This window comes from Hyphomicrobium sp. DY-1 (assembly GCF_047497105.1).
In the GTDB taxonomy this organism is placed as follows: Bacteria; Pseudomonadota; Alphaproteobacteria; order Rhizobiales; family Hyphomicrobiaceae; genus Hyphomicrobium_B.
This window is the reverse complement of record NZ_CP134870.1, coordinates 3049106-3069580: the sequence shown is the minus strand read 5'-3', so window position 1 is coordinate 3069580 and position 20475 is coordinate 3049106. Positions and strand designations below refer to the sequence as shown.

Below are 20475 nucleotides of genomic sequence, written 5' to 3'. Positions count from 1 at the left end.
CCCGGCCACCAGGCCTGTTGTTTGTGAAGACAAGCGCGGACGGCAGATCGTATCTGCCAGAGAAATCCTAAAAAGCCTGTAACCGCAGAAACTGACGCGGCGGCCAACGCCAAAAATTTTTGCCGCCGTTATGAATCTTTCTTCACGTCGCGATTTGTAAAGCGCGCATTGCCGAGCCCGGTGCCGATTGTCAAAACCGCCCAGCGCTGCCGGTCCTGCATGCGCGGCAGCTCGCTAAGGCCCTGCACCACCGCATCGTTGTGCATGACCACCATCGTCTCCGATCCGCCGATCTCGGGGATCGCTGCCTTGATGGCGCTCGGAAGATGGAAGCCGCGAGCCTCCCAATTCCCCGGAAGGTTCTGACCGCCGCGGTCGATCGAGCCATCCTCGCGGATAATTCCGGGGCAGCCGATCCCGATCACCGGAGCCAACGCAAACTTCTCTTTCTCGTTCCAGCGAATTTGCCCTTCGAGCATTTTGACGAGATGGGCAACCGCCTCGGTCCGATTGGTTTCCGCATCCGCGTGACACCAGATCTCCGAGCCTGCCACTTTGCTCTTCATGAGATCAGAAGATTTCTTGAGGTTGAGTTGTACGGTCCCGGCGCGAATGTTGGTGCCGCCAATATCGACCGCCAACATCGTGTCGTGCCCTTTGAGCATCCAAGCCGGCAGCAGATGCGCTGCCCCGATGAGGCCGGCATCGTCCGGATCGTTGTGGATCATCTCGATGTCGACAGCGATATTCTCAGCTTTCAGCAGCAGCCCGGTCCGACCGGCCACAAGCTCTCCGATCCGGCTGCCACTAAAGCCGCCGCCGACGACGATAGCTTCCGTGTCCCGCCACTCCTGGGTTTGCAGAAAGCGGCGAATGATTTTCGCAAACTGCTGAGAAAACTCTTCGACGGCGCTCTGAACGAGACCCGCAGCCTCCGGATCGCCTTCCTCGAGTTCCGCGACAAGGTCATCCTTCTTGAGCTTGTCCGTGCTCTTGTTTCCGAAGGGATCCTCACCGGCGTCTTTCAACGGCTTGCGCCATTTTTCGACGATTTCCCAGAACGCGCTCTTACTCGCCTTGTCGCCGATGAAGCCATCGCCGTCCCGGATTTCGATGTTGTAGCTGTCGACCGTTACGCTCGGCAAAACGGCGGCGCCATGGGTCGGAAGATCGGATCGAGAAGATATCGGTTTGTCCATCGGCACAACGACGCCGGATGAGGGAAATTGGTTCCCCCTGGAACCAACGAATGTCGGCGCGACTTGCACTAAGCAAAGCGGTGAAAGGGAAAAATAATGCCAAAAACGCCCAGAACACCTGGAACTCACGCCGATGGCGACGCGACGCAGCAACCACGTCAAACAGAAACGCCGACGAAGCGCGAGCGGTCCGCCGTCGCCAACGAAGACCACACCAAGGCGCGCCAGAAACTCGCAGACGAAACCCGCGCCCCAGAACGCAAGCGGCGCGCGTAAATATGTTTTTGAGAACCGTTCCTATCCGAGCGGAGGAAAAAAATGACGATCAGAAAAGTGAACGCCGGATATCGCCTGGTATCCAAGAAAGGAAAGAACCTCGGCACCTATAAAACCAAGGACGTCGCCAAGCAGAGCGAACGCGAAGTTGAATATTTCAAGAAGGCAAAAGCCAAGTGAACGTAGGCCACCATGGGACGGGGCGTCCCGGCAATCCGCATGATCCCGCGACCGACCCCGATTTTGATCCCAATATCGAGCCAAGTGAACCCGAGTCGCTACCCGAGCCCAGTTCGCCCCCGCCGCCGGATCAGCCGCCTGAGGAACCTGACGTCCCGCCGGTAATCCGGCCTCGTTGAAACTGAACCGAGTTGAAAGTTGACGCTCGCGGAGCGCCCGTGCCACGGTCTTGCCGAACAAGACCTCTACGCGTGCCCTGTGAAACTCAATTTGTCAGAACTTACCCTTCGCCATGTGCGCGAAGGCCGGCCTCTCGATAAGGCGCTCGAAGCCGCACTGCGGCGTGATCCGCGCGCTGGCGCCAGAGTCATTCTCTCAGCCATAGAAAAGCGCCGCTTTGATAATCGCTCGGAAGGCCAGAGGCTGCGCAATTTACTGCGCTTCGAAACCGATTTGTGGTCGTCGGGCGTGCTTCTGGTGGCGGGCGTCGACGAAGCCGGCATGAGCCCGCTGGCCGGACCGGTGTGCGCAGCAGCCGTCATCTTCGAACCCGGCACCCGCATTCCCGGCGTAGATGACTCCAAAAAGCTTGACGCCGTCTCGCGCAAGCGTCTTGCCGTCGAAATCAAGAAGGTTGCAGTGACGTGGGCCGTCGGCTGGGCCGAAGTACATGAAATCGACAGCCTGAACATCTACTGGGCCGGTATCCTGGCAATGCGCCGCGCCGTCGAAGGTTTGGCCAACCCGCCCGATCACATTCTGCTCGATGCCCGGCGGATCAAAGACTTGGCTATCCCGCAGCAGGCGATCGTGCGCGGCGACTGCAAAAGCCTGACGATCGCGGCAGCCTCGATCATCGCCAAGACCTCGCGCGACGCCAAAATGCACGATCTTGATGGCGAATATCCCGGCTACGGCCTCAAGACCCACAAAGGCTATCCGGTCCGCGAACATCTCACGGCATTGAAAATGCTGGGCGCTTCACCCATTCATCGCCGCTCGTTTGCGCCAGTCCGCTCCGTGCTCGGCCTGCCTCCGCTTCATGACACAACATCATTCAACGGCGATGACAGCGCCTCGATAGCAGATACAGAAGAACGCTGATCGTCCCCCAGCAGAAAACCCGCAGCGCAACCACGCCATTCGGCTGCTCGGATTTCTCTCAATTTATGACAGTTGTGATACTCGGCCAGAGATGATTTTTGAACGGCGGGGGATCCATTGCGGATGAAATCCGCTATAAGCTGGGGCCTCGCAGTAGCGTAATCAAAACGCGGGGTGAGCGTAATGATGTCGGAAAGCGATCTCATGGAAGCCAGGTCAGAAGCCCGGCTCATACTCGACCTCGGCGACGAAGAGGTGAGCCAAATCTTCTTCCAGCAGACGATGCGGCGCAATCTGACGCGTACCGTCCGCCACCTCGATCGATTGGTGCAAAGCGGCGGCGACGACCGCAGGCTCGGCGAGAGCGCGTTGGAACGACTGGGCTTCGGCGCTCAGAATTAATCCAACCGTGGTCGATGTCCGGCCATCCCAGCGCATAGCTGCCCCGCACCGCTCACATTCGTAAACGGGAACTTATTTCTCCGGTTGAGACTTAATTCGCGGAGAAGGGAGGCGGCATGCTCGCCATCGTTTACGATTTTTTGTTGCTGCTGTCGGTCGCCGCACCCCCGATCGTCTTTTGCTACCTGCTGTATCTCGGTTTGCAAATTTCCGACCGGGATGGAGCGGAGCCCGCCGAGGTTCGCCGTACCAATCAGAAATCTTCGCGCCGATAATTCGGCATTGATGTTCGAGGCTGACATTGGATGAAGCGATAGGAGAACCGTAATGGCTTCCAAATCGTTCGTTGTCGTCGACCGGACTCGCTCATGCGGCCTCGAACTGAGAGACATTGTCGTCAAGTCCGGCGACACAGCCCATATCTTCAGCAGATTTTCTCCCGCGCTCGAAATGATCGAACGCAAACACATCGACGCCGTACTCGTCGAATTCGATACCGACAAACAGACGACGGCGTTTTGTACAGCCGTGCAGGCTCTCGGCGTGCCGGTGATTTTTCTGTCGGCGCCGTTTCATCCGTTCGACATTCGTGAATTCGGATTTGTCGCCTCGTTCCCGGATCTGCCGCACGCGCCGAAACTACCGGTGCAATACGTTCGCCGCTAGCGACGCAAACTGCCTTCCGCAAAACCTGCACGCCGCTCGAGCTTCAAACTGGAAATGTCAGCACGGCCCGCGTGCCGCTGTCTCCGCCGCTGAAGTCCAGCTTGCCGCCGATGCTCGACGTCATCGACGTCATGACACGTGTGCCCAAACCGGTGCCGCCCGCCATCTGCGTTTTGCCGAGACCGACGCCGTCATCCTCGACGGTGAGAACGACTTGGCCCTCCCTCATGGAGACATCGACGCGGATTTCCCCGTCGGCACGATCAGGATAGGCATACTTGTACGCGTTCGTGACAAGCTCGGTGACGACGATGCCGATCGAAACCGCCTTGTCGGTCGGAATGGACAACGGCACGCTGTTGAGATGGACGGGATGGTTGCGACCGGCATCGCCCATCGCCCGCTTCAAATCTTCGATTAGGCTGGTGAGATATTCCTTAAGATCCACCGCCGTCACATCTTGCGACGTGTAAAGTCTGCGGTGCACCCCCGCGATCGCTATGATCCGCGCGCTCATTTGATCGAGCAGATCCTGCGCGCCGGGATCACTGAGCGAATGCCGTTGTAGCGCCAAAAGTCCGGCGACGATTGCCAGCGAATTGGCAACGCGATGATTGACCTCTTTCAGCAGCAGTTCAGCCCTGTCGCGCGCCAAGCGGATTTCCGTCTCGGCCGCTTCCATGTCTCGCCGCAGCCGCTCCTGCTCCAACGATGTCTGGACGGCCTGCATCAACAGCTCTCGGAAATGTCCTTGCACATCCTTCCAGACGTAATCGATCGCTCCCGCCTTGAGCGCTGCGACGGCAACGCGGCTATCTTCCGATCCGGTCACGTAGACGACTGGCGGCGGATTAGGGAGCGCTCGGATTTCCTTCAGCACCTGCAGCCCGACCATTCCGGGCATGTGATGATCGAGCGCTACGATATCGAACGGCTTGGCGCGAACGAGATTTAGTCCATCATCGCCCGAATGAGCGAGTTCGACGTCGAAACCACCCGCCTGCAGCGTTTTTTGAACCAAGCGCCCGATGCCCGGATCGTCATCGATGTAGAGCACCCTCGGCGCCATGATCAGTTGGTTTCCGGTACCTGGATAACAGAAAAGAAAAGCCCCAATTGCCGGATCGCATTCGCGAAGTTCTCGTAGTCGACGGGCTTCGTGATGTAGACGTTGGCGCCGAGATCGTAGCAGCGCTGAATTTCGCGTTCGTCGTCCGTTGTCGTCAACACGACGACGGGTGTCCGCTTGGTATGCTCGTTCGCCTTGATCTTTTCGAGGATACTGACGCCAGTCATGTCGGGAAGGTTGAGATCGAGCAGCACAAGCAGATGCTTCCGCGCGCTCGTCTCGCCGCTTCCATTCGGACCAAACAGAAATGCCAGCGCTTCCGTTCCATTCACAAATGGAATGATGTCGTTGTTGACGCCCGCGCGCCGGATATTCTTTTCGATGAGGCGCGCGTGTCCAGCGTCGTCCTCGATCATGACGATCTGGACCGCCTTACCTTCACTATTGGGCATTCGGCTTCTCCGGTAGTTTACGAGGCAGCATGACGCGGAACGTCGTGCCTCGTTTGAGTTCAGACGTCATCGTGATCTCACCCCCGAGGCGGCGGATCAAAGTCTTGACGTGCGCCAAGCCGATCCCTTCGCCTTGTTTATCCTGTGCTCCAGCGCGCCGAAAGAGGTCGAACACGCGTTCCGCATCGTCGATGGCGATGCCGCGACCGTTATCGCGAACCTCGATGACGATTGCCCCCCAGCGGCTCGGCACCTGCTCAATGATGATCTTGGGCGCGCGTCCCGGCATAGTGTATTTCAGTGCATTATCAATAAGGTTGCCGAAAACCTGCTCAAGAGCCAGACGGTCGGTTTCGATCGTCGGCATCGGCCGCAAAACCTCGACCTCGCCGTCCGCTTCCGTAACCCGGTGCTGCACAGCTGCGATGGCGGAATCAAAAAACTCTTCCAGATCGACCGTCTCGGGCCGGAGAATTCTCTGCCCTTCCCGCGACAGTTTAAGGATCGCCTTGATCAGCCCGTCCATCTTATGTGTCGAAGTCCGGATGAACCCGATCGATTCCGGCAAGTCTTCACGGATCGCGGCCCGGGCGGCTGGCCCCGATTCCAGTTCATCGAGCTTGGGATCCTCGCAAAGGCTCACAAGCGTCCCCAACCCCGCTTCGAGCTCTGACGTATACCCCATGACATTCACGAGCGGCGCCCGCAGGTCGTGACTGACGATATAGGCGAAGCGCTGAATTTCATCGTTGGCACGCTGCAGGTCCGCTGTCCTTTCCTTGACGCGCTCCTCAAGCCCCAAATTGAGCTGCTCCATCTTGCCGCGAGTTGCCAACAGAGCGCGCGTATATCGCAAGATCGTCGCGGCGGCGCCCAGGGCCGCCAACAGGATGACGACACCCGCGCCCACGGTGAACCAACGAGCAAGCATCGCATCGTCCTGCTGGCTTTGGATGCTCTTGGTTAACTCAGCTTCGACCAGCTCCGTCTGCTCTTCGACAAGCGTGCGGATAGTGTCCATCAGGTTCTTGCCACGGTCGGATTTAACCACGGCCAATGCCCGCCCCGAGTCGCCCTCTGTCTTCAGGCGAACCGTCTCGGCAAGCTCCTCGAGCTTGTCTGCCGTCGCTGCCGCCAATTTATCGAAGCCCGCGTTGAGTTGGGTTTGATCTTTGAACTGTCTCCGAACCTCCGCCAGCCGTTGCGGCACATCCGTAACAGCCAAGTTATATGGCTCGAGATACCGGCTTTCGCCCGTCAGCAGATACCCGCGCTGCCCCGTCTCCGCGTCCTGAACTGCCGACAGGAAACGCGTCAGAGCCCCACGTTGCTCACGAGCGGAAATCACGTCGCGCGTCGAGGTGCTGGTCTTCTCCAAAAGCCAGAAAGAAACCGCAACAAGCACGACAAGCGTCAACACGCCAGCCGCCGCGAATACATATGTAACGCGCAAAAGATTCGAAGAATTCGCGCCCATTAACCGCTCGGCTGCCCCAGTCTATTTTTCTCCGATAAGACAGTTTCGACCAAAGTGCTATCTGAAAAATAACTTCGGAACTGCCCAGCGAAGCTTCACAATATCAGTAAGGGGGCGCGCGTTTGGCACGCTGCGCCTTGGCGGCTTCGGTCCACCAGGAGAGATCGTCGGCAAAACGCGGAAACATCTTCTCCAAAGCTTTGCCACCTTCCCCCATCGGCTCGCCGTCGGGGCCGAGCGTCTGCCCGATCGGACCGACCGACAGCGTACTGGAGACGACGATCATTCCCATTTCCGATAGCGTCCCATGCCATGCCGTCGCAGAGCGGACACCGGAAAGCCGCCCGGCCGAATAGCTCGCGATCGCCGCCGGTCTCCAGAACCATTCTTCAAGAAAATGATCGGTGAGGTTCTTGAGGCCGGGCTGCATGCCCCAATTGTATTCGCCGACCACGAATAAAAATGCGTCAGCGGCTTTGATTTTCTGCGCCAGCTCTTCCAGCGCCGCGGGCGCAGTGCCGGGCTTGTGCTCCTTGTACATCCGATCAAGCATCGGCAGGTTCACGGCTTTCGCATCGATCAATTCGACATCGGCGCCCCGCTGCTTCAAGCGCGACACCAGAAAATCAGCAAGCCGAATGCCCATCCGATCGCTGCGATATGAACCGTAAAAAACGAGAATTTTATCGGGCACCCAGATCTCCAGTCCTAGATACATCGCAACGGGACTGAAAACGACGCTGGCGGCGTTTCGGTTCCATGACCTGCCGCTTTTATCCGGGCTTTATCCGCCCTATTTCGTTGCGCAACGCTGCAGTGGTGAATATTGAATACCTATAATGACCTAAATGCGAGTTGCCATGACCTCGAACGTGGGTTCCCTCACCGCAAATCGGCGCGAGCAGATGTTCCCGCATCTCGAAACATACGAGATCGAGCGCGTTCGCCGCTTCGGAGATATCAAATCCTTTGGCGCAGGCGATGCGCTTGCACAGGTCGGCAAGGTCGGCGCCGGTGTGATCATCGTGCTGAGCGGCAGCGTCGATGTCACCCAGCGCGACATGAAGGGGCGCGACACACCCATAGTCACGCACGGACCGGGCTCGTTCATGGGAGAACTTGCTCAGTTGTCCGGCCGTCCCTCGCTCGTCGATGCCGTCGCGACGACGACGGTCGAAGCGCTCGTCATCGCACCATCGAAACTGCGCGCCCTTCTCATCGCCGAAGCCGAGCTTGGCGAACGGATCATGCGTGCACTGATCTTGCGTCGCGTCGGCCTCCTGGAAACGGGAGCAGGCCCTGTCATCGTCGGCCGCGCAGGCAACAGCGACGTTATCCGCCTGCAGAACTTCCTGTCGCGCAACGGTCATCCCCATGTCGACCTCGACCCTGAAAACGATCCGGAAGCACGCTGCCTTATCGAGCGCTTCCACGTCGATCCATCCTCACTTCCAATCGTGCTTTGCCCGAGCGGCGACCTTCTGCAAAACCCGACCGAATTGAAGCTTGCCCGCTGCCTTGGCCTCGTTGGCCCGCTCGATGAAAACCGCCTCTACGACGTAACGATCGTCGGCGCGGGACCGGCGGGCATGGCCGCAGCCGTTTATGCTGCCTCCGAAGGACTGTCAGTGCTTATTCTCGATTGCCGATCGTTCGGCGGCCAGGCCGGCGCATCCTCGCGCATCGAAAACTATCTGGGCTTTCCCACTGGAATAACCGGCATGGCCTTGATGGCGCGGGCCTTCAATCAGGCGCAGAAGTTTGGCGCCGAATTCGCCATTCCCTCGGAGGTCGTCGGCCTCGAAACACATGGCAGCGACAGCACCACCAGTTTCACGCTGCGACTCGCGGACGGCCAATACGTCCGCACGCGCACCGTCGTCGTCGCGACCGGCGTCCGCTATCGCCGCCTTGGCGTCGAGAACCTGCACGATTTCGAAGGCAGCAGCGTCCACTACTGGGCCTCTCCAATCGAAGGCAAGCTGTGCTCGCAGCAGGAGGTCGTCCTCGTCGGCGCCGGAAATTCCGCCGGACAGGCCATCGTCTACCTCGCAGGCCGCGCAAAAAAAGTCTGGTTGCTCGCGCGTGGCGGCGACATCTCGCTCTCGATGTCGCAATATCTCGTTGACCGGATCAAAGGCCTGCCCAACGTCGATATTCTTACAAATTCGGAAATCACGCGCCTCGAAGGTAACGATGGCATCCTCGAAACGATCGCGTGGCGCTCTCCGTCCGGCGACGAAGTCTGCCGTAGCGTCCGCCACCTCTTTCTATTTATCGGTGCCGATCCCGAAACCGGCTGGCTAGCCGAGACCGGCGTCAAGCTCGACCCCAAAGGCTTCGTCTTGACGGGTATCGGCGCGGGCGAAGATTGCGCCTCTCTGGAGACCAGCATCCCCGGCATCTTTGCCATCGGCGATGTGCGCGCCGGCTCGATCAAGCGCGTCGCAGCTGGAGTCGGTGAAGGCGCCCAGGTCGTCGCCGCGCTTCACACGTACCTTTCGTCGGCGACCGCACCCCTTCAGGCCGCCGCAACCGTCTAATAAGTTTGCTGTTTTCTGACGTTCAGCCAACTGCCATAAGTTGGTCGCCCGTTTGGCTTAGCAGACCATCCGCGCCACGATGTGTAGGGTCTCTGCATCGCGGAATTGAGAGGACTTGAATGAGTGTTTGGCGAACGACGATTTTGACCGCAGCTTTGGCTGTCGCCTGGACGGCCCCGACCCGCGCCGACGAGTGTGATGCGCTGGCCGCAAACGTCCACGCCCAAAACCCCGAAATCGCCGTCGCCGAACGCAATACCCAGGATCAATCGGTCGTGGTTGCTCTGAAGACCGATAGCGTCGACGAATTGACCCTGACCTGCGCCAGCGACGTCGACAAAGCGCCCGAGCTGATGGCAAAGGCGAATGCGACATGGCCTTCATCCGACTTCTACGACCGCGTCTCGTCCGCAGGCGCTATCATCATGGCGACCACCAGATCGGCCATCCGCAGCGGCTCGGTCCTTTGCGCGCAGCGTGCCATGGCCTCCGATGACAACAACGCGATCTACGACATCAACGGCGATCGTTTCGAATGCCGGACGACGTCGGGTGTCGGCGGTTCGACACTGATCCGAATTTCAAAACTCAAGACCCCGCCGCCGCAATAAGCTTCTGCGCCGCGCGGCCAGGCAGAGAGGACCGTCAGCTCTTGCAGGTCGTCTGACTGTCGCCGCGCGTCAGCGTCGCGTCCCTGCCTTTGATCCAGAACTCGGTATCGCCCTTCAGATAGCGGCCACCGTCGGCAGACGGTGCTTGCGGCAGGTTCATCGTCTCGCCCGAACCGGCGAACACGAGATGGGCGGCGCTTGGCGACATGTGAAACGTCGCCGTTAACTCCGTCTTGTCGGCGCAAACATAATGGACGGGCTCCATCGCCATCGCAGCCGGAGCGGCCGCAACGATTGCCACGAACGCCACAAACAAACGAAGCCGCATGTTCCCGTCTCCTCAATCTGTGAGAGCCTGATCTTCACGCGTCGATGGTTAGCCGATTTCTAATAGCACCGCCGGTTTGAATTCGTCGAGGCGGACCCCTGCTGATGACGGACCTTGACGCACATCATAGCGGCTCCCTCACGAACGGCGATTTTGTGCGTTAGCTAATGAGGAACGGACGGACATGAAAACCGACTATATGGAGATCACGAAAAACGTCAGCGCCACCTTGAAAGAACTTCGCGCTGGCGCACCTGACGTGATGAAAGGCTTCGGCGCCATCGCTCAGGCCGCGGCCAAGGCTGACGCCCTCGATACCAAAACCAAGGAGCTAATCGCTCTCGCGATCGGCGTCGCCGTCCGGTGTGAAGATTGTATCGCCTTCCATGCCAAAGCGGCCGTCGCTCAAGGAGCGACCGACGCTGAAATCTTCGAAACCCTCGGCATGGCGATCTACATGGGCGCTGGCCCCTCGGTGATGTATGCCGCCCACGCTGTCGACGCCGTCCGTCAATTCGAAGCCGCCAAAGCTGCGGCGACCCCAACGATGGCGTGATCGATCAAGCTCCGAGGCGCATACGTTTCCGATCCTATCTTATGGCTGGGCTTTAGGCGGCGAACGTCCCCGGACGGAAGCTAGAATCCGGCTTTGGTGCCGAACACCTAATGTCATGCCTGTCATGCCGGTGTGTCAGCGTCACCTTGAAACAGCTTGATGCGATCCCTTCTTCGCCACATCGCAGATCGCGTCGATCACTGTCTGCTCGAGTTCGGGAGGCAGGTCGTGTCCCATGCCTTCGATCGGTCGATAGATCGAACTGGGGATCGAGACAGCCGTGTCGTGGCCGCAGGCTGGCGGGATCAGTGGATCATCTGTTCCATGAATGACGAGAGTGGGCGCCTTGATCGTTGCTAGGCGCGCACGGCGGTCTCCCGCCACCGCCATGGCGGCGATCTGGCGCGCCGTACCGTCCGTATCGTAGCAACGCCGTGCTTCCTCGAGCAGCAGGGCACGATGGACGTCCTCGTCGAACGGATAGGCTGTTCCGGCGATCCTGCGCGCGAAGGGCAGACGCATCCTTAGAAAGCCGTCCGGATCGACAGCAGGATCCGGCGCGGGACGCATCATCATCGCCATGACATCGGAGGCGGCCTGAGGGAGAGCCGGATTGCCCGTGCTCGACATGATCGAGGTTAGTGAAACAACACGGTCGGCATGTTCGCTCGCCAGGACTTGCGCGATCATGCCGCCCATCGACCTGCCGACGACATGGACCCGTGCGATGCCGAGAGCATCGAGGAGGCCGATCGCGTCGGTCGCCATATCGTTGAGCGTATAAGGCACGTCGGGCCGGCGTCCGGCCATCAGCGCAGAGACGAGCGCCCCAAAATCAGGCGCGGCCCAGGCCGTGAAATGCGTCGAGCATCCGGCATCCCGGTTATCGAAGCGGATCGCCCGATAGCCTCTTCCGGCCAAGCCCTCACAGAATCCCACGCTCCAGCGGATCATTTGCGTTCCGAGCCCTGAAATCAGCAAGAATGTCTCGGCGTCGGCATCGCCGAAACTGTCCCAGGCGAGTTCAATGCCGTTGGCCATTATTATATTCATGCCTGCATTCCCTCAGCAGGCGTGCGACATGGCATTTCCGATAGCGGGAGAAGGCGGGAGTCCTCTACCGCTGCCGAGCGATGACCAAGCCCCGCGAGATACCCTGCATGGGCGGCGAAGGAGAGAAACGAAGCAACACTGGACTGCCGGACCAGCATTGCCAGATCCCACCGTTCGTCGGCGGGGCCGATCAGGAAGGCGCCGCCCTTGGCGAGAAACAAGATGTCGCCCCCGCTTTCGCGCAAGAAGGGCAGCGTATGCTCAACGTAGCGATCGAATGCTCGTGCACCGCTGATCGGCACAGCAGGCGCCAGTTCGGGATGGCCTGAATAATCGGCGACATCCCTGAACCTCAGCAGATTGAGCATGACGACGGGGCCGGAAAGATCGCGCTGCACGAACTGGCGCCCCGCGGCCTGTGTGGGTTCGAGATACGCTGTCGAGCCGGTTTTGTTCATGGCGGTTCCTTGAATGGGATGCATCGCTGGCCGCGCGACCGCGATGGCCACCTCCGGCAACGAACCAGAAGACAGCAATCGTGGACCCGCAGGGGCTGTTCAGGAAATCGAACGTGTCGCGCTTTGCTAGATGCCCGTGCCATTAATACCCGGGCGAAATACCTTCGTCAATTGTATCCGGGTAATATATCTGAGCCTTATAGAACCAAGCGGGGGTTCACCGCTCGAAGCTCCGCCGCGTTGCGAAAGCGGGTGGCAATATGGAGGAAAACCAGAGGAAGCTAATCGTCGTCAAAACGGCACGTCTGACAACAATGGCGGAGAGAGTGGGATTCGAACCCACGAGACCCTTGCGAGCCTACACGCGTTCCAGGCGTGCGCCTTCAACCACTCGGCCATCTCTCCATCCGGTTCGTGGAAGGGGCGCACTATACGCATCCGCATCCCGAGCGCAACGGCACCCTGAAATGATTTTCCCCAGCTTGACGCTGGGCCGCAGGGGCCGCAAAACTGACGCTGGCTCATGAGCAACTGCCACCTATGACCAGCTCCACGCTTCTCAAGGTCTTTTCAGCTTTGGCAGCCGCTTCGGCGGCCGTTTACTGTTGGCTTTGGTACACCTCGGGCGAACAGCCGACTGCGTGGCTGCTCCGCGTCGCCGCCGCTGCACTGCTGATCGCCTTGGTCGCAGGCTTCGTGAATCCCGAATCGCGCCCGCGCCTCATGCTGCGCTTTCTCGCCGCGCTGTTCGCCCTCTTCACCCTCATCTCTTTCGCCGCCGACGTTTCGCGGCCTCGAAGCGACGGCGAAGGCGCAATCTCGCTGTTGCAGCACCTTCACAACCTTGCTCCGGCGTTCGTGTCGGCCCTGGAGCGTACAGTCAGCCGCATAACAGGGCCGGTCGGCTGGGATCCGGTGCTGACCTCGGTCCTGTCGCTTCCGGCGACGATGATCTTCCTGCTGCTGGCCATCGCCTGCGGCTTTCTGGGTCGCCCACGCCGTCGGATTCGAATTTTCGCCAACGACTATTGAAGCCCGCGACCAGCGCGCCATTTGCACCCCGGAAGCGAGTTGCAGGCTTTCTGAAACGAACGGGGAACGGCCGTCGTATACTGGGGCACCCACCCCAACGATAAAAAGGAGCTAATCCATGTTCGCACGCAAGCGCGTCGTCATGCCGACCGCCGAGACCGCCCCGAAGGGCCGTCCAACCCCGATCCTCTCCGCCAATGCCGAGCACTATCTCTTTTCGCGCCCCCTGCATGGCCCCTACCCGGCCGGCCTGGAAGTCGCGGTTTTCGGCCTCGGCTGTTTCTGGGGCGCCGAACGCCTGTTCTGGCAGTTGGGTGATGGTATCTGGATCACCGCCGTCGGATACGCGGGCGGCTACACGCCGAACGCGACCTACGACGAGGTTTGCACCGGCGCGACCGGCCACGCCGAAGTTGTCATCGTCGTTTATGATCCGAAGGTCATTTCCTACGAGATGCTGCTGAAGACGTTCTGGGAAGCGCACGATCCGACCCAGGGCTTCCGTCAGGGCAACGACATCGGCACCCAGTACCGATCGGCGATCTACACCACCACGCCCGAGCAGTTTGCAGCGGCTGAGGCTTCGAAGAAGGCCTATGAGGCTGCGATCTCCGGCAAGGGCTACGGTGCGATCACGACGGAGATCCAGCCCTCGCCGCCAGTCTACCTGGCCGAAGATTATCACCAGCAGTACCTGGCGAAGATCCCCCATGGCTACTGCGGCCTGAAGGGTACGGGCGTGTCCTGCCCGATGCCCGCTTCTGACGCAGCATCGGCGGACTTAAAGGGCTAAGTCCGCCTAGTCGCTATTCCAACGTCATCCCGGCGCAGGCCGGGATCCAGACAAGTCGAAAGACGACGCGAGCTGATGCTTGCCTGGGTGCCGACCTACGTCGGCATGACGTTGTTGCGAGTGCGCCGACAAACTTCGCCACCGCCCACCATCATGTTGTCTCGCCCGCAAGAGTGCGATGATCGAAATGGCCTCCCGGCACAACCGAGGATGACGTCCGGCCTACTTCGGATCGGCCGTCGCCGATTTATGCATATGCGGACGCAGTGCCGGGCTCTTTGCGAGTTCCGCTGGCGACCCTTTGGCGGCGCCCGCGGTCGACGCCTTGTAGAGAGCCATATTCACGGCCGCCGCCTTGGCCAGCGCTTTCTTCACCTGCACCCTCGTCATCAGGGCAGCCGTCGGAATTTTGATCGGATCAGGCCCGGAAGCCAGCACCGCCTGACACGCCTTCGGCAAATCCGAAAGCATGATCGGTGGGCTCGGCGCCCTTGGCGGCCCAGGCGGACGCGGCGCTGGCGGACCCTTTGCAGGGATGACCTTCGCCAGCCACTGCGTCACTTCCTTGCCGCATCCATCGTCGCCTGTAGGTGGCACTTGCGGCGTACATCCTGTAGAGCCCGGCGGACATTTGATGCGCATATGGAAGTGATAGTAATGGCCGTACCACGGCCGCACTTTGCCGAGCCACGCACGATCTGTTCCCGCTCGCTCGCACAGCGCCTTCTTGATCGCCGGATGTACGAAAATCCGCTCAACCTCGGGATATGACGCTGCGCGCTTGATGAGCGCCACCTGCTTCGACGTGAACACCTTCGGATCGACTTTCAATCCTGTGTCATCAAGCATCGACGTGGCATTCAGCGTCTCGCGCTCTTTCCGCGTAAGCCGTTTCTTAGGCATCGGCGTCAGCCAGAAGTCGGCATCAAGACCGATCTGATGGCTGGCATGTCCCGTCACCATCGGACCGCCGCGCGGCTGCGCGATATCGCCGACCAGCAGGCCCGGCCAACCGTCGAGCTTCTGGGCATCCTTGGCGAACCGTTCGATCAGCGCGATCAAGACCGGGTTGCCCCAGTTGCGATTGCGCGAGAGCCGCATTTCCTGCCACGCCGGACCGTCGATCGGCAACGGCACACCGCCCGCCAGACATCCACGCGAATAGCTGCCGATCGAACGCGCCTCCATCGGCGCAGGCTTCTTGGCTTCCCCGAACAGTTGCTTCGCACCGACGAACGTCGGCCAAGTCGGCTTCTTCGGTGCCGTCAGTCCCGGAATCGGCTCAACTTTGATTTTGACGTTGATCGAAACCGGCGGCTTCTTCGACGATTTCGCAGGTGCCGTTGCGGCGCTTGCAGCATCGGGCTTGTCGGAAACGGAGCCGGTCGTCGTTCTGGCGGCAGCAGGAGCCGCTGTATCCGACGGCGGCGCCTCGGCATCGTCACCCGGCGGTTCGCTCGGCTCGGAATCAGACTGCGTCAACGCGTGCGGCCGCGCCACAAAAGCGGGAAGCGTCGAACCTTGCGCTCCATCTGCATGCCCAGGATCGGGCGCTGACGGAACATCGCTTGCGTCATCGCTCGGACCGGACGCAGCATTCTGCGCGGATTCCGCCTGCGACGGCTGGATGAAACCAAACAAACTCGGCGTGTCGGATGCCTGAACCAGCGAACTACCGATCGCCGCCAATGCGCAGACGACCGCGAGCGCCAAGACCTTTGCGGCTCTCATGCTTCGTCCCCGTTTACCTCATGACGCCTACTTTAGCTCAATCTCGGGCGAAAATCAGACCCTGCCTGCAATTTTAAGGCGCAACGGCACGCCTGTCACATCCGCACCCTGCAATTTCGCTGGTACGCCAACCGCCGGCACTGTATCAGCTCGTCTTTTTCGCATCGTGACCACCATGACCCGCGTTCAAAAATCACCCGGCGCAACAGCAAAAAAGTCTGCGTCGTCGGCTCTGCCAGCATTCCGTATCGACCGCGGAAACGCTGCAGCCGACACGCGACTGATCTTAGCGCATGGCGCAGGCGCGGGGATAAGTTCGCCGTTCCTCGACACAATGGCTGCTCTCTTGGACGAACGCGGCCTGGCGCTTACGCTCTTCGAGTTTGGCTACATGGCCGGACGTCGCAATGGAGGCCCGAAACGCCCGCCGCCGCGCGCAGAAGCCCTCGTCGAAGAATACCGCGCGTGCATCGACGCCATCCACGCCGCGTATCCGCGCGCCACCCTCGTGATCGGCGGCAAATCCCTCGGCGGCCGAGTCGCGAGCCTCGTCGCCGACGAGCTCTTTGCGAAAAAGGCGATCGCCGGCCTCGTCTGCCTCGGCTATCCGTTCCATCCGCCCGGCAAACCCGATCAGCTACGGACCGAGCACCTCAAAAATCTTCGTTGCCCGGCCCTGATCGTTCAGGGCGAACGCGACCCATTCGGCAGCCGCGCCGAAGTGGAAAAATATCCGCTTTCGAACAAAATTGCGTTCGCCTGGATGGACGACGGCGACCACGATTTCGGGCCGCGGGGCGCGTCGGGCTTCACCCGCAAAGGCAATCTTGCAGCCGCCGCCGACGCCGTTGCGGCATTTGTCACGGAGATTTCGAAGGCGCGTTGACGCTGCCCGCCCGTGCACCTACGGTGCGCGCCTTCGCCGCAAAGCCAGCCTTTGTACCTTTGCCATCTCGTGACCATTCGAACAGCCATAGCCAAATGACCGCAGTCGTCTTCACGCCCGAGCAGTCCACCGCCAGCGCCGACTCCAAGGCTTGGCCCTTCGAAGAAGCGCGCCGGCTGCTCAAGCGCCTGGAGAAGATTCCCGGCGGCGACACCAAGACGGTCCTGTTCGAGACAGGCTACGGACCTTCGGGCCTGCCGCACATCGGCACGTTCGGCGAGGTCGCACGCACGACGATGGTGCGCCATGCCTTCGAGACGCTGACCGAAGGCAAGCGCAAGACCCGCCTTCTCTGCTTCTCCGACGACATGGACGGCATGCGCAAGATTCCGGAAAACGTTCCGGACCGGAAGGCGCTCGAACCGTATCTGCAGATGCCGCTGACGACGGTCCCCAATCCGTTCGGCGGCGATTACGCAAGCTTCGGCGATCACAACAACGCCATGCTCCGTCGCTTCCTCGATACCTTCGGCTTCGAATACGAATTCGCGAGCGCAACCGAATACTACAAGGCCGGACGCTTCGACGACATGCTGCTGCGCGCCGTTGAACGCTACGACGCCATCATGAAGGTCATGCTGCCGACACTCGGCCCGGAACGGCAGGCGACGTACAGCCCCTTCCTGCCGATCTCGCCGAAGAGCGGTCGCATCCTTTATGTGCCTATGAAGGAAGTGAACGCCAAGGACGGCACCATCACCTTCGCCGACGAAGACGGCCGCGATGTCACGCTGCCCGTCACCGGCGGCCGCGTAAAGCTGCAATGGAAGCCCGACTTCGGCATGCGGTGGGTCGCGCTCGGCGTCGACTTCGAAATGTTCGGCAAGGACCATCAGACCAACGCGCCGATCTACGATAAAATCTGTGAGATCCTGGGCGGCGTGCCTCCTCAGCATTACGTCTACGAGCTGTTCCTCGACGACAAGGGCGAGAAGATTTCGAAGTCGCGTGGCAACGGCCTGACGATCGACGAATGGCTGACATACGCCTCGCCGGAAAGCCTCGCGCTGTTCATGTATCAGAAGCCGCGTAGTGCCAAGCGCCTCTACTTCGACGTCATCCCGCGCGCAGTCGACGAATACCTGCAGTTCCTGTCGTCGTTCCCGAAGCAGGACTCAAAGCAGCAGATCGACAATCCGGTATGGCACATTCACGCCGGCAGGCCGCCGAAGCCTGAAATCCCGGTGACGTTCGGCTTGCTGCTCAATCTGGTGTCGGTATCGCATGCCCACACCAAGGACGTGCTGTGGGGCTTTCTGCGCCGCTACGCGCCGGGTGCCGAGCCCGAGAATGCGCCGATCCTCGACAAGCTTGCCGGCTACGCGATCCGCTACTACGAAGACTTCGTCAAACCGACGAAGAAGTTCCGCGCACCCGACGACGTTGAGATCGAAGCCTTGAAGAGCCTCGACGCGGCGCTCGCAGCTTTGCCGTCAGGCGCCGACGGCGACACCATCCAGAATGCGCTGCTCGACGTCGGCCGCTCCATTCCGCGCTATCAGGACACGACCAAGACCAGCCCCAGCGGCGGCCCCGGTGTAAAACTCGATTGGTTCCAGGCGATCTATGAGATCTTGCTGGGCCAGGAGCGCGGCCCGCGTCTCGGCACCTTTGTTGCGCTGTACGGCATTCCCGAAACCCGCGCGTTGATTGCGAAAGCGCTCGGCGGCGAACTTGCCGCTGCCTAAGCATGCGGCTCCCGTCATCCCCTCACGCGAGATGCCGTAGAGGCTCCGTCGGCTCTTCGACATCGACAGGCTTGAGCGGCGGCGGGCGAACGCCCGGCCGTTGCCCGAGAAGGTCGATCCGCCAGAGCTTGCCGACCAATTCGATCAGTCGAAGCTCGCGCGCCTCGATCTGCTCCTTGCACCACTCCGTTTCACCGAGAACGTCGCGCGTGATCGCAAGAAGCGGCACCCGGCTCGAAGCCTTAGCGTAAATCTGCTTCTTGTCCTCCCACGATGCGTTGCGCGCCCGGTCGTTCTCCTGCTGCGTGATCAGCACAAGGTTGCCGAGGCTTTCCACGAGTTGCGCGCGCTCTTCCGAACTCGCGAACTTCTGGCGCCACGGACTAGACGCGGCCGGGCGCTGCGGCAGCACGTGCTCGATGGTGTAGAGGTCGGGATCGACCACATCCATCTCACCTGCCAGCTCGTCGCCAAGCCGCATCAAAAGCAGCTTGCACACCTTCGGATTGCGTTTGTGAAAATCCTTGAGATGGAAGGCGACGCCGCGAACTTCATCGCGCGACATCTGCAGAACCGGATGCGACGCGTCGATCGGCACTCCGGACCGCATAACTTTAATAAGCTCCGCAAAGCGCCGCACACGCTTGCCTGACCCGGCGCAAAGCAGCCGCGTCAGCATCGCCAATCGTTCGATCTCGTCCAAAAGAAACGCGGCCCGGCGCGGATCGTGCTTCCAGTCCTTGAGCGCAACGATAGCCGCAGGCGCCCAGTCGGCTTCCGGCAACCGATTGAGATAGATGAGCGTCCGCTGCATGCTGTGCGACAGCACGTCTGCGCCGTTATTCCTAACCAGCACATACGCTTTCGCAAGCGGCAGGAACACATCCTTGAAGAACGCTTCCGATCCGCCGCTGTCGCGAATGACTTGCCGCACGCCCGAGACGATTTGCAGACGGCCATGACCGTAGATCGTGCGCAAATGGCCGAAGAACGGCTCGAATCCTTCGCCGAGCGCCAGGCTCATATCGTCCCACATCCCGACGGCCCACTTCGCATCGCTCGTCGACATGCGCGCCAGAATGTCGGACTTCAGGATGTCGTTGCGCTGCAGCTTCTTCCCGCGCTCGTTCAACACCACGAACATCTGATGCGACCGGTCGATGTCGTTGCCGACGATCACGACGACATAACAACTGTCCGCGATGAAATCGGCAAGTGTCCGCCGTGCCGTATTGGTCATCTCGGACAAAACGGCCTTGAAGCGGTCGCGCACTTCGAGCAGCGTCGCTTCCGGCAAGGACGGCGCGGCGAGATAGGTCGGCTGCACCGAACTTCCCGGCAGCAGAATATGATCTTCGAACACGGCGCGCTCGCGCGTCGAAAGATGCATTCGGAACCGCTCGGTACGAAAGAAGCGCGTCCCAAGTTGCGCAATGAGCATATTGTGTACGCGCTTGCCGACCGGCCTGCGCGTATCGGTTTCAAGATCGCGCAACACAGCAAGCAGCGTCATCAGCGTAACGAGCCGCTGCTGTCCGTCAATCACTCCGAACTCGCGAGGCGTCATCTTCGCGGTGAGCTTCGAAGTCTCGGCGCCAGGCGCATCCATCAACACAACGGCGCCCAGAAAATACGTCTGATCGGCCTCTCCGCCCGAGCAGACGCCGGCAGCCTCCATCAAATCGTCGAGAAGCTGCTCGGCCTGTTCTCGTCCCCACGAGTACGGCCGTTGGAACAGCGGAATGTTCAACAGATAGGGTCCGAAGAACAGTTCCGAAATCGTTAGCGACGCCGTTGGATACACGAAAACGAAGACCTCTATCTGCCATCCGCGGGTACCGCATCCCCGCGACCCGAAATTGAAAACCCGCGATACACGAAACGGGTTGCACGCATATGCAGCCGTGATAG

The 20475-nt window shown here is 60.4% G+C and carries 23 protein-coding genes and 1 tRNA gene; 13 read left to right on the top strand and 11 right to left on the bottom strand.

Annotated elements, in window-relative coordinates:
• Positions 1–128: 128 nt before the first annotated feature.
• Positions 129–1199, bottom strand: a complete 1071-nt coding sequence (locus RLW41_RS14805; protein ID WP_414461965.1) for an ROK family protein — start codon at positions 1197–1199, stop codon at positions 129–131.
• Between the two features lie 96 nt (positions 1200–1295).
• Here RLW41_RS14805 and RLW41_RS14800 point away from each other — a divergent pair, with 96 nt between their 5' ends.
• The 6 genes from RLW41_RS14800 (at position 1296) to RLW41_RS14775 (ending at position 3827) form a co-directional block, all read left to right on the top strand.
• Entirely contained in the window at positions 1296–1475 is a 180-nt protein-coding gene (locus tag RLW41_RS14800; RefSeq protein WP_414461964.1) for a hypothetical protein, read from the top strand.
• Positions 1476–1517: 42 nt separating this feature from the next.
• Positions 1518–1655: a hypothetical protein gene (locus RLW41_RS14795; protein WP_414461963.1), complete on the top strand. Its 138-nt coding sequence runs from the start codon at positions 1518–1520 to the stop codon at positions 1653–1655.
• Between the two features lie 270 nt (positions 1656–1925).
• Positions 1926–2759, top strand: coding sequence for a ribonuclease HII (locus RLW41_RS14790; RefSeq protein WP_414461962.1), 834 nt, complete (start codon positions 1926–1928; stop codon positions 2757–2759).
• 204 nt (positions 2760–2963) lie between these two features.
• On the top strand, positions 2964–3161 hold the full coding sequence (locus tag RLW41_RS14785; protein WP_155831180.1) for a hypothetical protein: 198 nt from the start codon (positions 2964–2966) through the stop codon (positions 3159–3161).
• 116 nt (positions 3162–3277) lie between these two features.
• Positions 3278–3436, top strand: coding sequence for a hypothetical protein (locus RLW41_RS14780; protein WP_409562416.1), 159 nt, complete (start codon positions 3278–3280; stop codon positions 3434–3436).
• A gap of 52 nt (positions 3437–3488) precedes the next feature.
• Complete coding sequence (locus tag RLW41_RS14775; RefSeq protein ID WP_414461961.1) at positions 3489–3827, top strand: hypothetical protein; 339 nt, start codon at positions 3489–3491, stop codon at positions 3825–3827.
• Positions 3828–3870: 43 nt separating this feature from the next.
• Here the strand turns inward: RLW41_RS14775 and RLW41_RS14770 are convergent, their stop codons facing one another.
• The 4 genes from RLW41_RS14770 to RLW41_RS14755 form a co-directional block, all read right to left on the bottom strand.
• Positions 3871–4896, bottom strand: coding sequence for a response regulator (locus RLW41_RS14770; RefSeq protein ID WP_409562414.1), 1026 nt, complete (start codon positions 4894–4896; stop codon positions 3871–3873).
• Positions 4897–4898: 2 nt separating this feature from the next.
• Positions 4899–5348, bottom strand: a complete 450-nt coding sequence (locus RLW41_RS14765) for a response regulator (protein ID WP_409562413.1) — start codon at positions 5346–5348, stop codon at positions 4899–4901.
• Positions 5338–6768 carry a sensor histidine kinase gene (locus RLW41_RS14760; RefSeq protein WP_414461960.1) on the bottom strand — a complete coding sequence of 477 codons (1431 nt, stop codon included), beginning with the start codon at positions 6766–6768 and terminating at the stop codon, positions 5338–5340. Before RLW41_RS14760 ends, RLW41_RS14765 begins: the two co-directional genes overlap by 11 nt.
• A 160-nt stretch (positions 6769–6928) precedes the next feature.
• The gene (locus RLW41_RS14755; protein WP_409562411.1) at positions 6929–7519 is read right to left on the bottom strand and encodes an NADPH-dependent FMN reductase; all 591 of its coding nucleotides are present in this window, start codon (positions 7517–7519) and stop codon (positions 6929–6931) included.
• A gap of 166 nt (positions 7520–7685) precedes the next feature.
• Here RLW41_RS14755 and RLW41_RS14750 point away from each other — a divergent pair, with 166 nt between their 5' ends.
• Together RLW41_RS14750 and RLW41_RS14745 are read left to right on the top strand one after the other, a co-directional pair.
• Positions 7686–9368, top strand: a complete 1683-nt coding sequence (locus tag RLW41_RS14750) for an FAD-dependent oxidoreductase (RefSeq protein ID WP_414461959.1) — start codon at positions 7686–7688, stop codon at positions 9366–9368.
• Positions 9369–9487: 119 nt separating this feature from the next.
• Positions 9488–9979, top strand: coding sequence for a hypothetical protein (locus RLW41_RS14745; protein WP_409562409.1), 492 nt, complete (start codon positions 9488–9490; stop codon positions 9977–9979).
• Positions 9980–10013: 34 nt separating this feature from the next.
• Here the strand turns inward: RLW41_RS14745 and RLW41_RS14740 are convergent, their stop codons facing one another.
• The gene (locus tag RLW41_RS14740) at positions 10014–10307 is read right to left on the bottom strand and encodes an MliC family protein (protein WP_409562408.1); all 294 of its coding nucleotides are present in this window, start codon (positions 10305–10307) and stop codon (positions 10014–10016) included.
• A 184-nt stretch (positions 10308–10491) separates the two neighbouring features.
• Between RLW41_RS14740 and RLW41_RS14735 the strand changes: the two genes are divergently transcribed.
• Positions 10492–10863, top strand: a complete 372-nt coding sequence (locus tag RLW41_RS14735; protein ID WP_013946492.1) for a carboxymuconolactone decarboxylase family protein — start codon at positions 10492–10494, stop codon at positions 10861–10863.
• Positions 10864–11004: 141 nt separating this feature from the next.
• Here RLW41_RS14735 and RLW41_RS14730 read toward each other — a convergent pair whose 3' ends face one another.
• From RLW41_RS14730 to RLW41_RS14720, 3 genes are all read right to left on the bottom strand, one after another.
• Entirely contained in the window at positions 11005–11916 is a 912-nt protein-coding gene (locus tag RLW41_RS14730; protein ID WP_414461958.1) for an alpha/beta fold hydrolase, read from the bottom strand.
• On the bottom strand, positions 11913–12374 hold the full coding sequence (locus RLW41_RS14725) for a DUF1330 domain-containing protein (protein ID WP_414461957.1): 462 nt from the start codon (positions 12372–12374) through the stop codon (positions 11913–11915). The genes RLW41_RS14730 and RLW41_RS14725 overlap by 4 nt, the downstream gene beginning before the upstream one ends.
• Positions 12375–12689: 315 nt before the next feature.
• Positions 12690–12779, bottom strand: a tRNA-Ser gene (locus tag RLW41_RS14720).
• A gap of 171 nt (positions 12780–12950) precedes the next feature.
• On the opposite strand from RLW41_RS14720, the gene RLW41_RS14715 reads away from it, so the two are divergent.
• On the top strand, positions 12951–13406 hold the full coding sequence (locus RLW41_RS14715) for a hypothetical protein (RefSeq protein WP_414461956.1): 456 nt from the start codon (positions 12951–12953) through the stop codon (positions 13404–13406).
• Between the two features lie 118 nt (positions 13407–13524).
• Entirely contained in the window at positions 13525–14199 is a 675-nt protein-coding gene (gene msrA, locus RLW41_RS14710; protein WP_414461955.1) for a peptide-methionine (S)-S-oxide reductase MsrA, read from the top strand.
• Positions 14200–14421: 222 nt separating this feature from the next.
• Here the strand turns inward: msrA and mepA are convergent, their stop codons facing one another.
• Positions 14422–15930, bottom strand: a complete 1509-nt coding sequence (gene mepA, locus RLW41_RS14705; RefSeq protein ID WP_414461954.1) for a penicillin-insensitive murein endopeptidase — start codon at positions 15928–15930, stop codon at positions 14422–14424.
• 175 nt (positions 15931–16105) lie between these two features.
• On the opposite strand from mepA, the gene RLW41_RS14700 reads away from it, so the two are divergent.
• A complete protein-coding gene (locus RLW41_RS14700; protein WP_414461953.1) occupies positions 16106–16816 on the top strand; it encodes an alpha/beta family hydrolase in 711 nt (236 codons plus the stop codon).
• 95 nt (positions 16817–16911) lie between these two features.
• On the top strand, positions 16912–18564 hold the full coding sequence (locus RLW41_RS14695) for a lysine--tRNA ligase (protein ID WP_414461952.1): 1653 nt from the start codon (positions 16912–16914) through the stop codon (positions 18562–18564).
• A gap of 22 nt (positions 18565–18586) precedes the next feature.
• On the opposite strand, the gene RLW41_RS14690 is transcribed toward RLW41_RS14695, so the two are convergent.
• A complete protein-coding gene (locus RLW41_RS14690) occupies positions 18587–20368 on the bottom strand; it encodes a DUF262 domain-containing protein (RefSeq protein WP_414461951.1) in 1782 nt (593 codons plus the stop codon).
• Between the last annotated feature and the right edge of the window lie 107 nt (positions 20369–20475).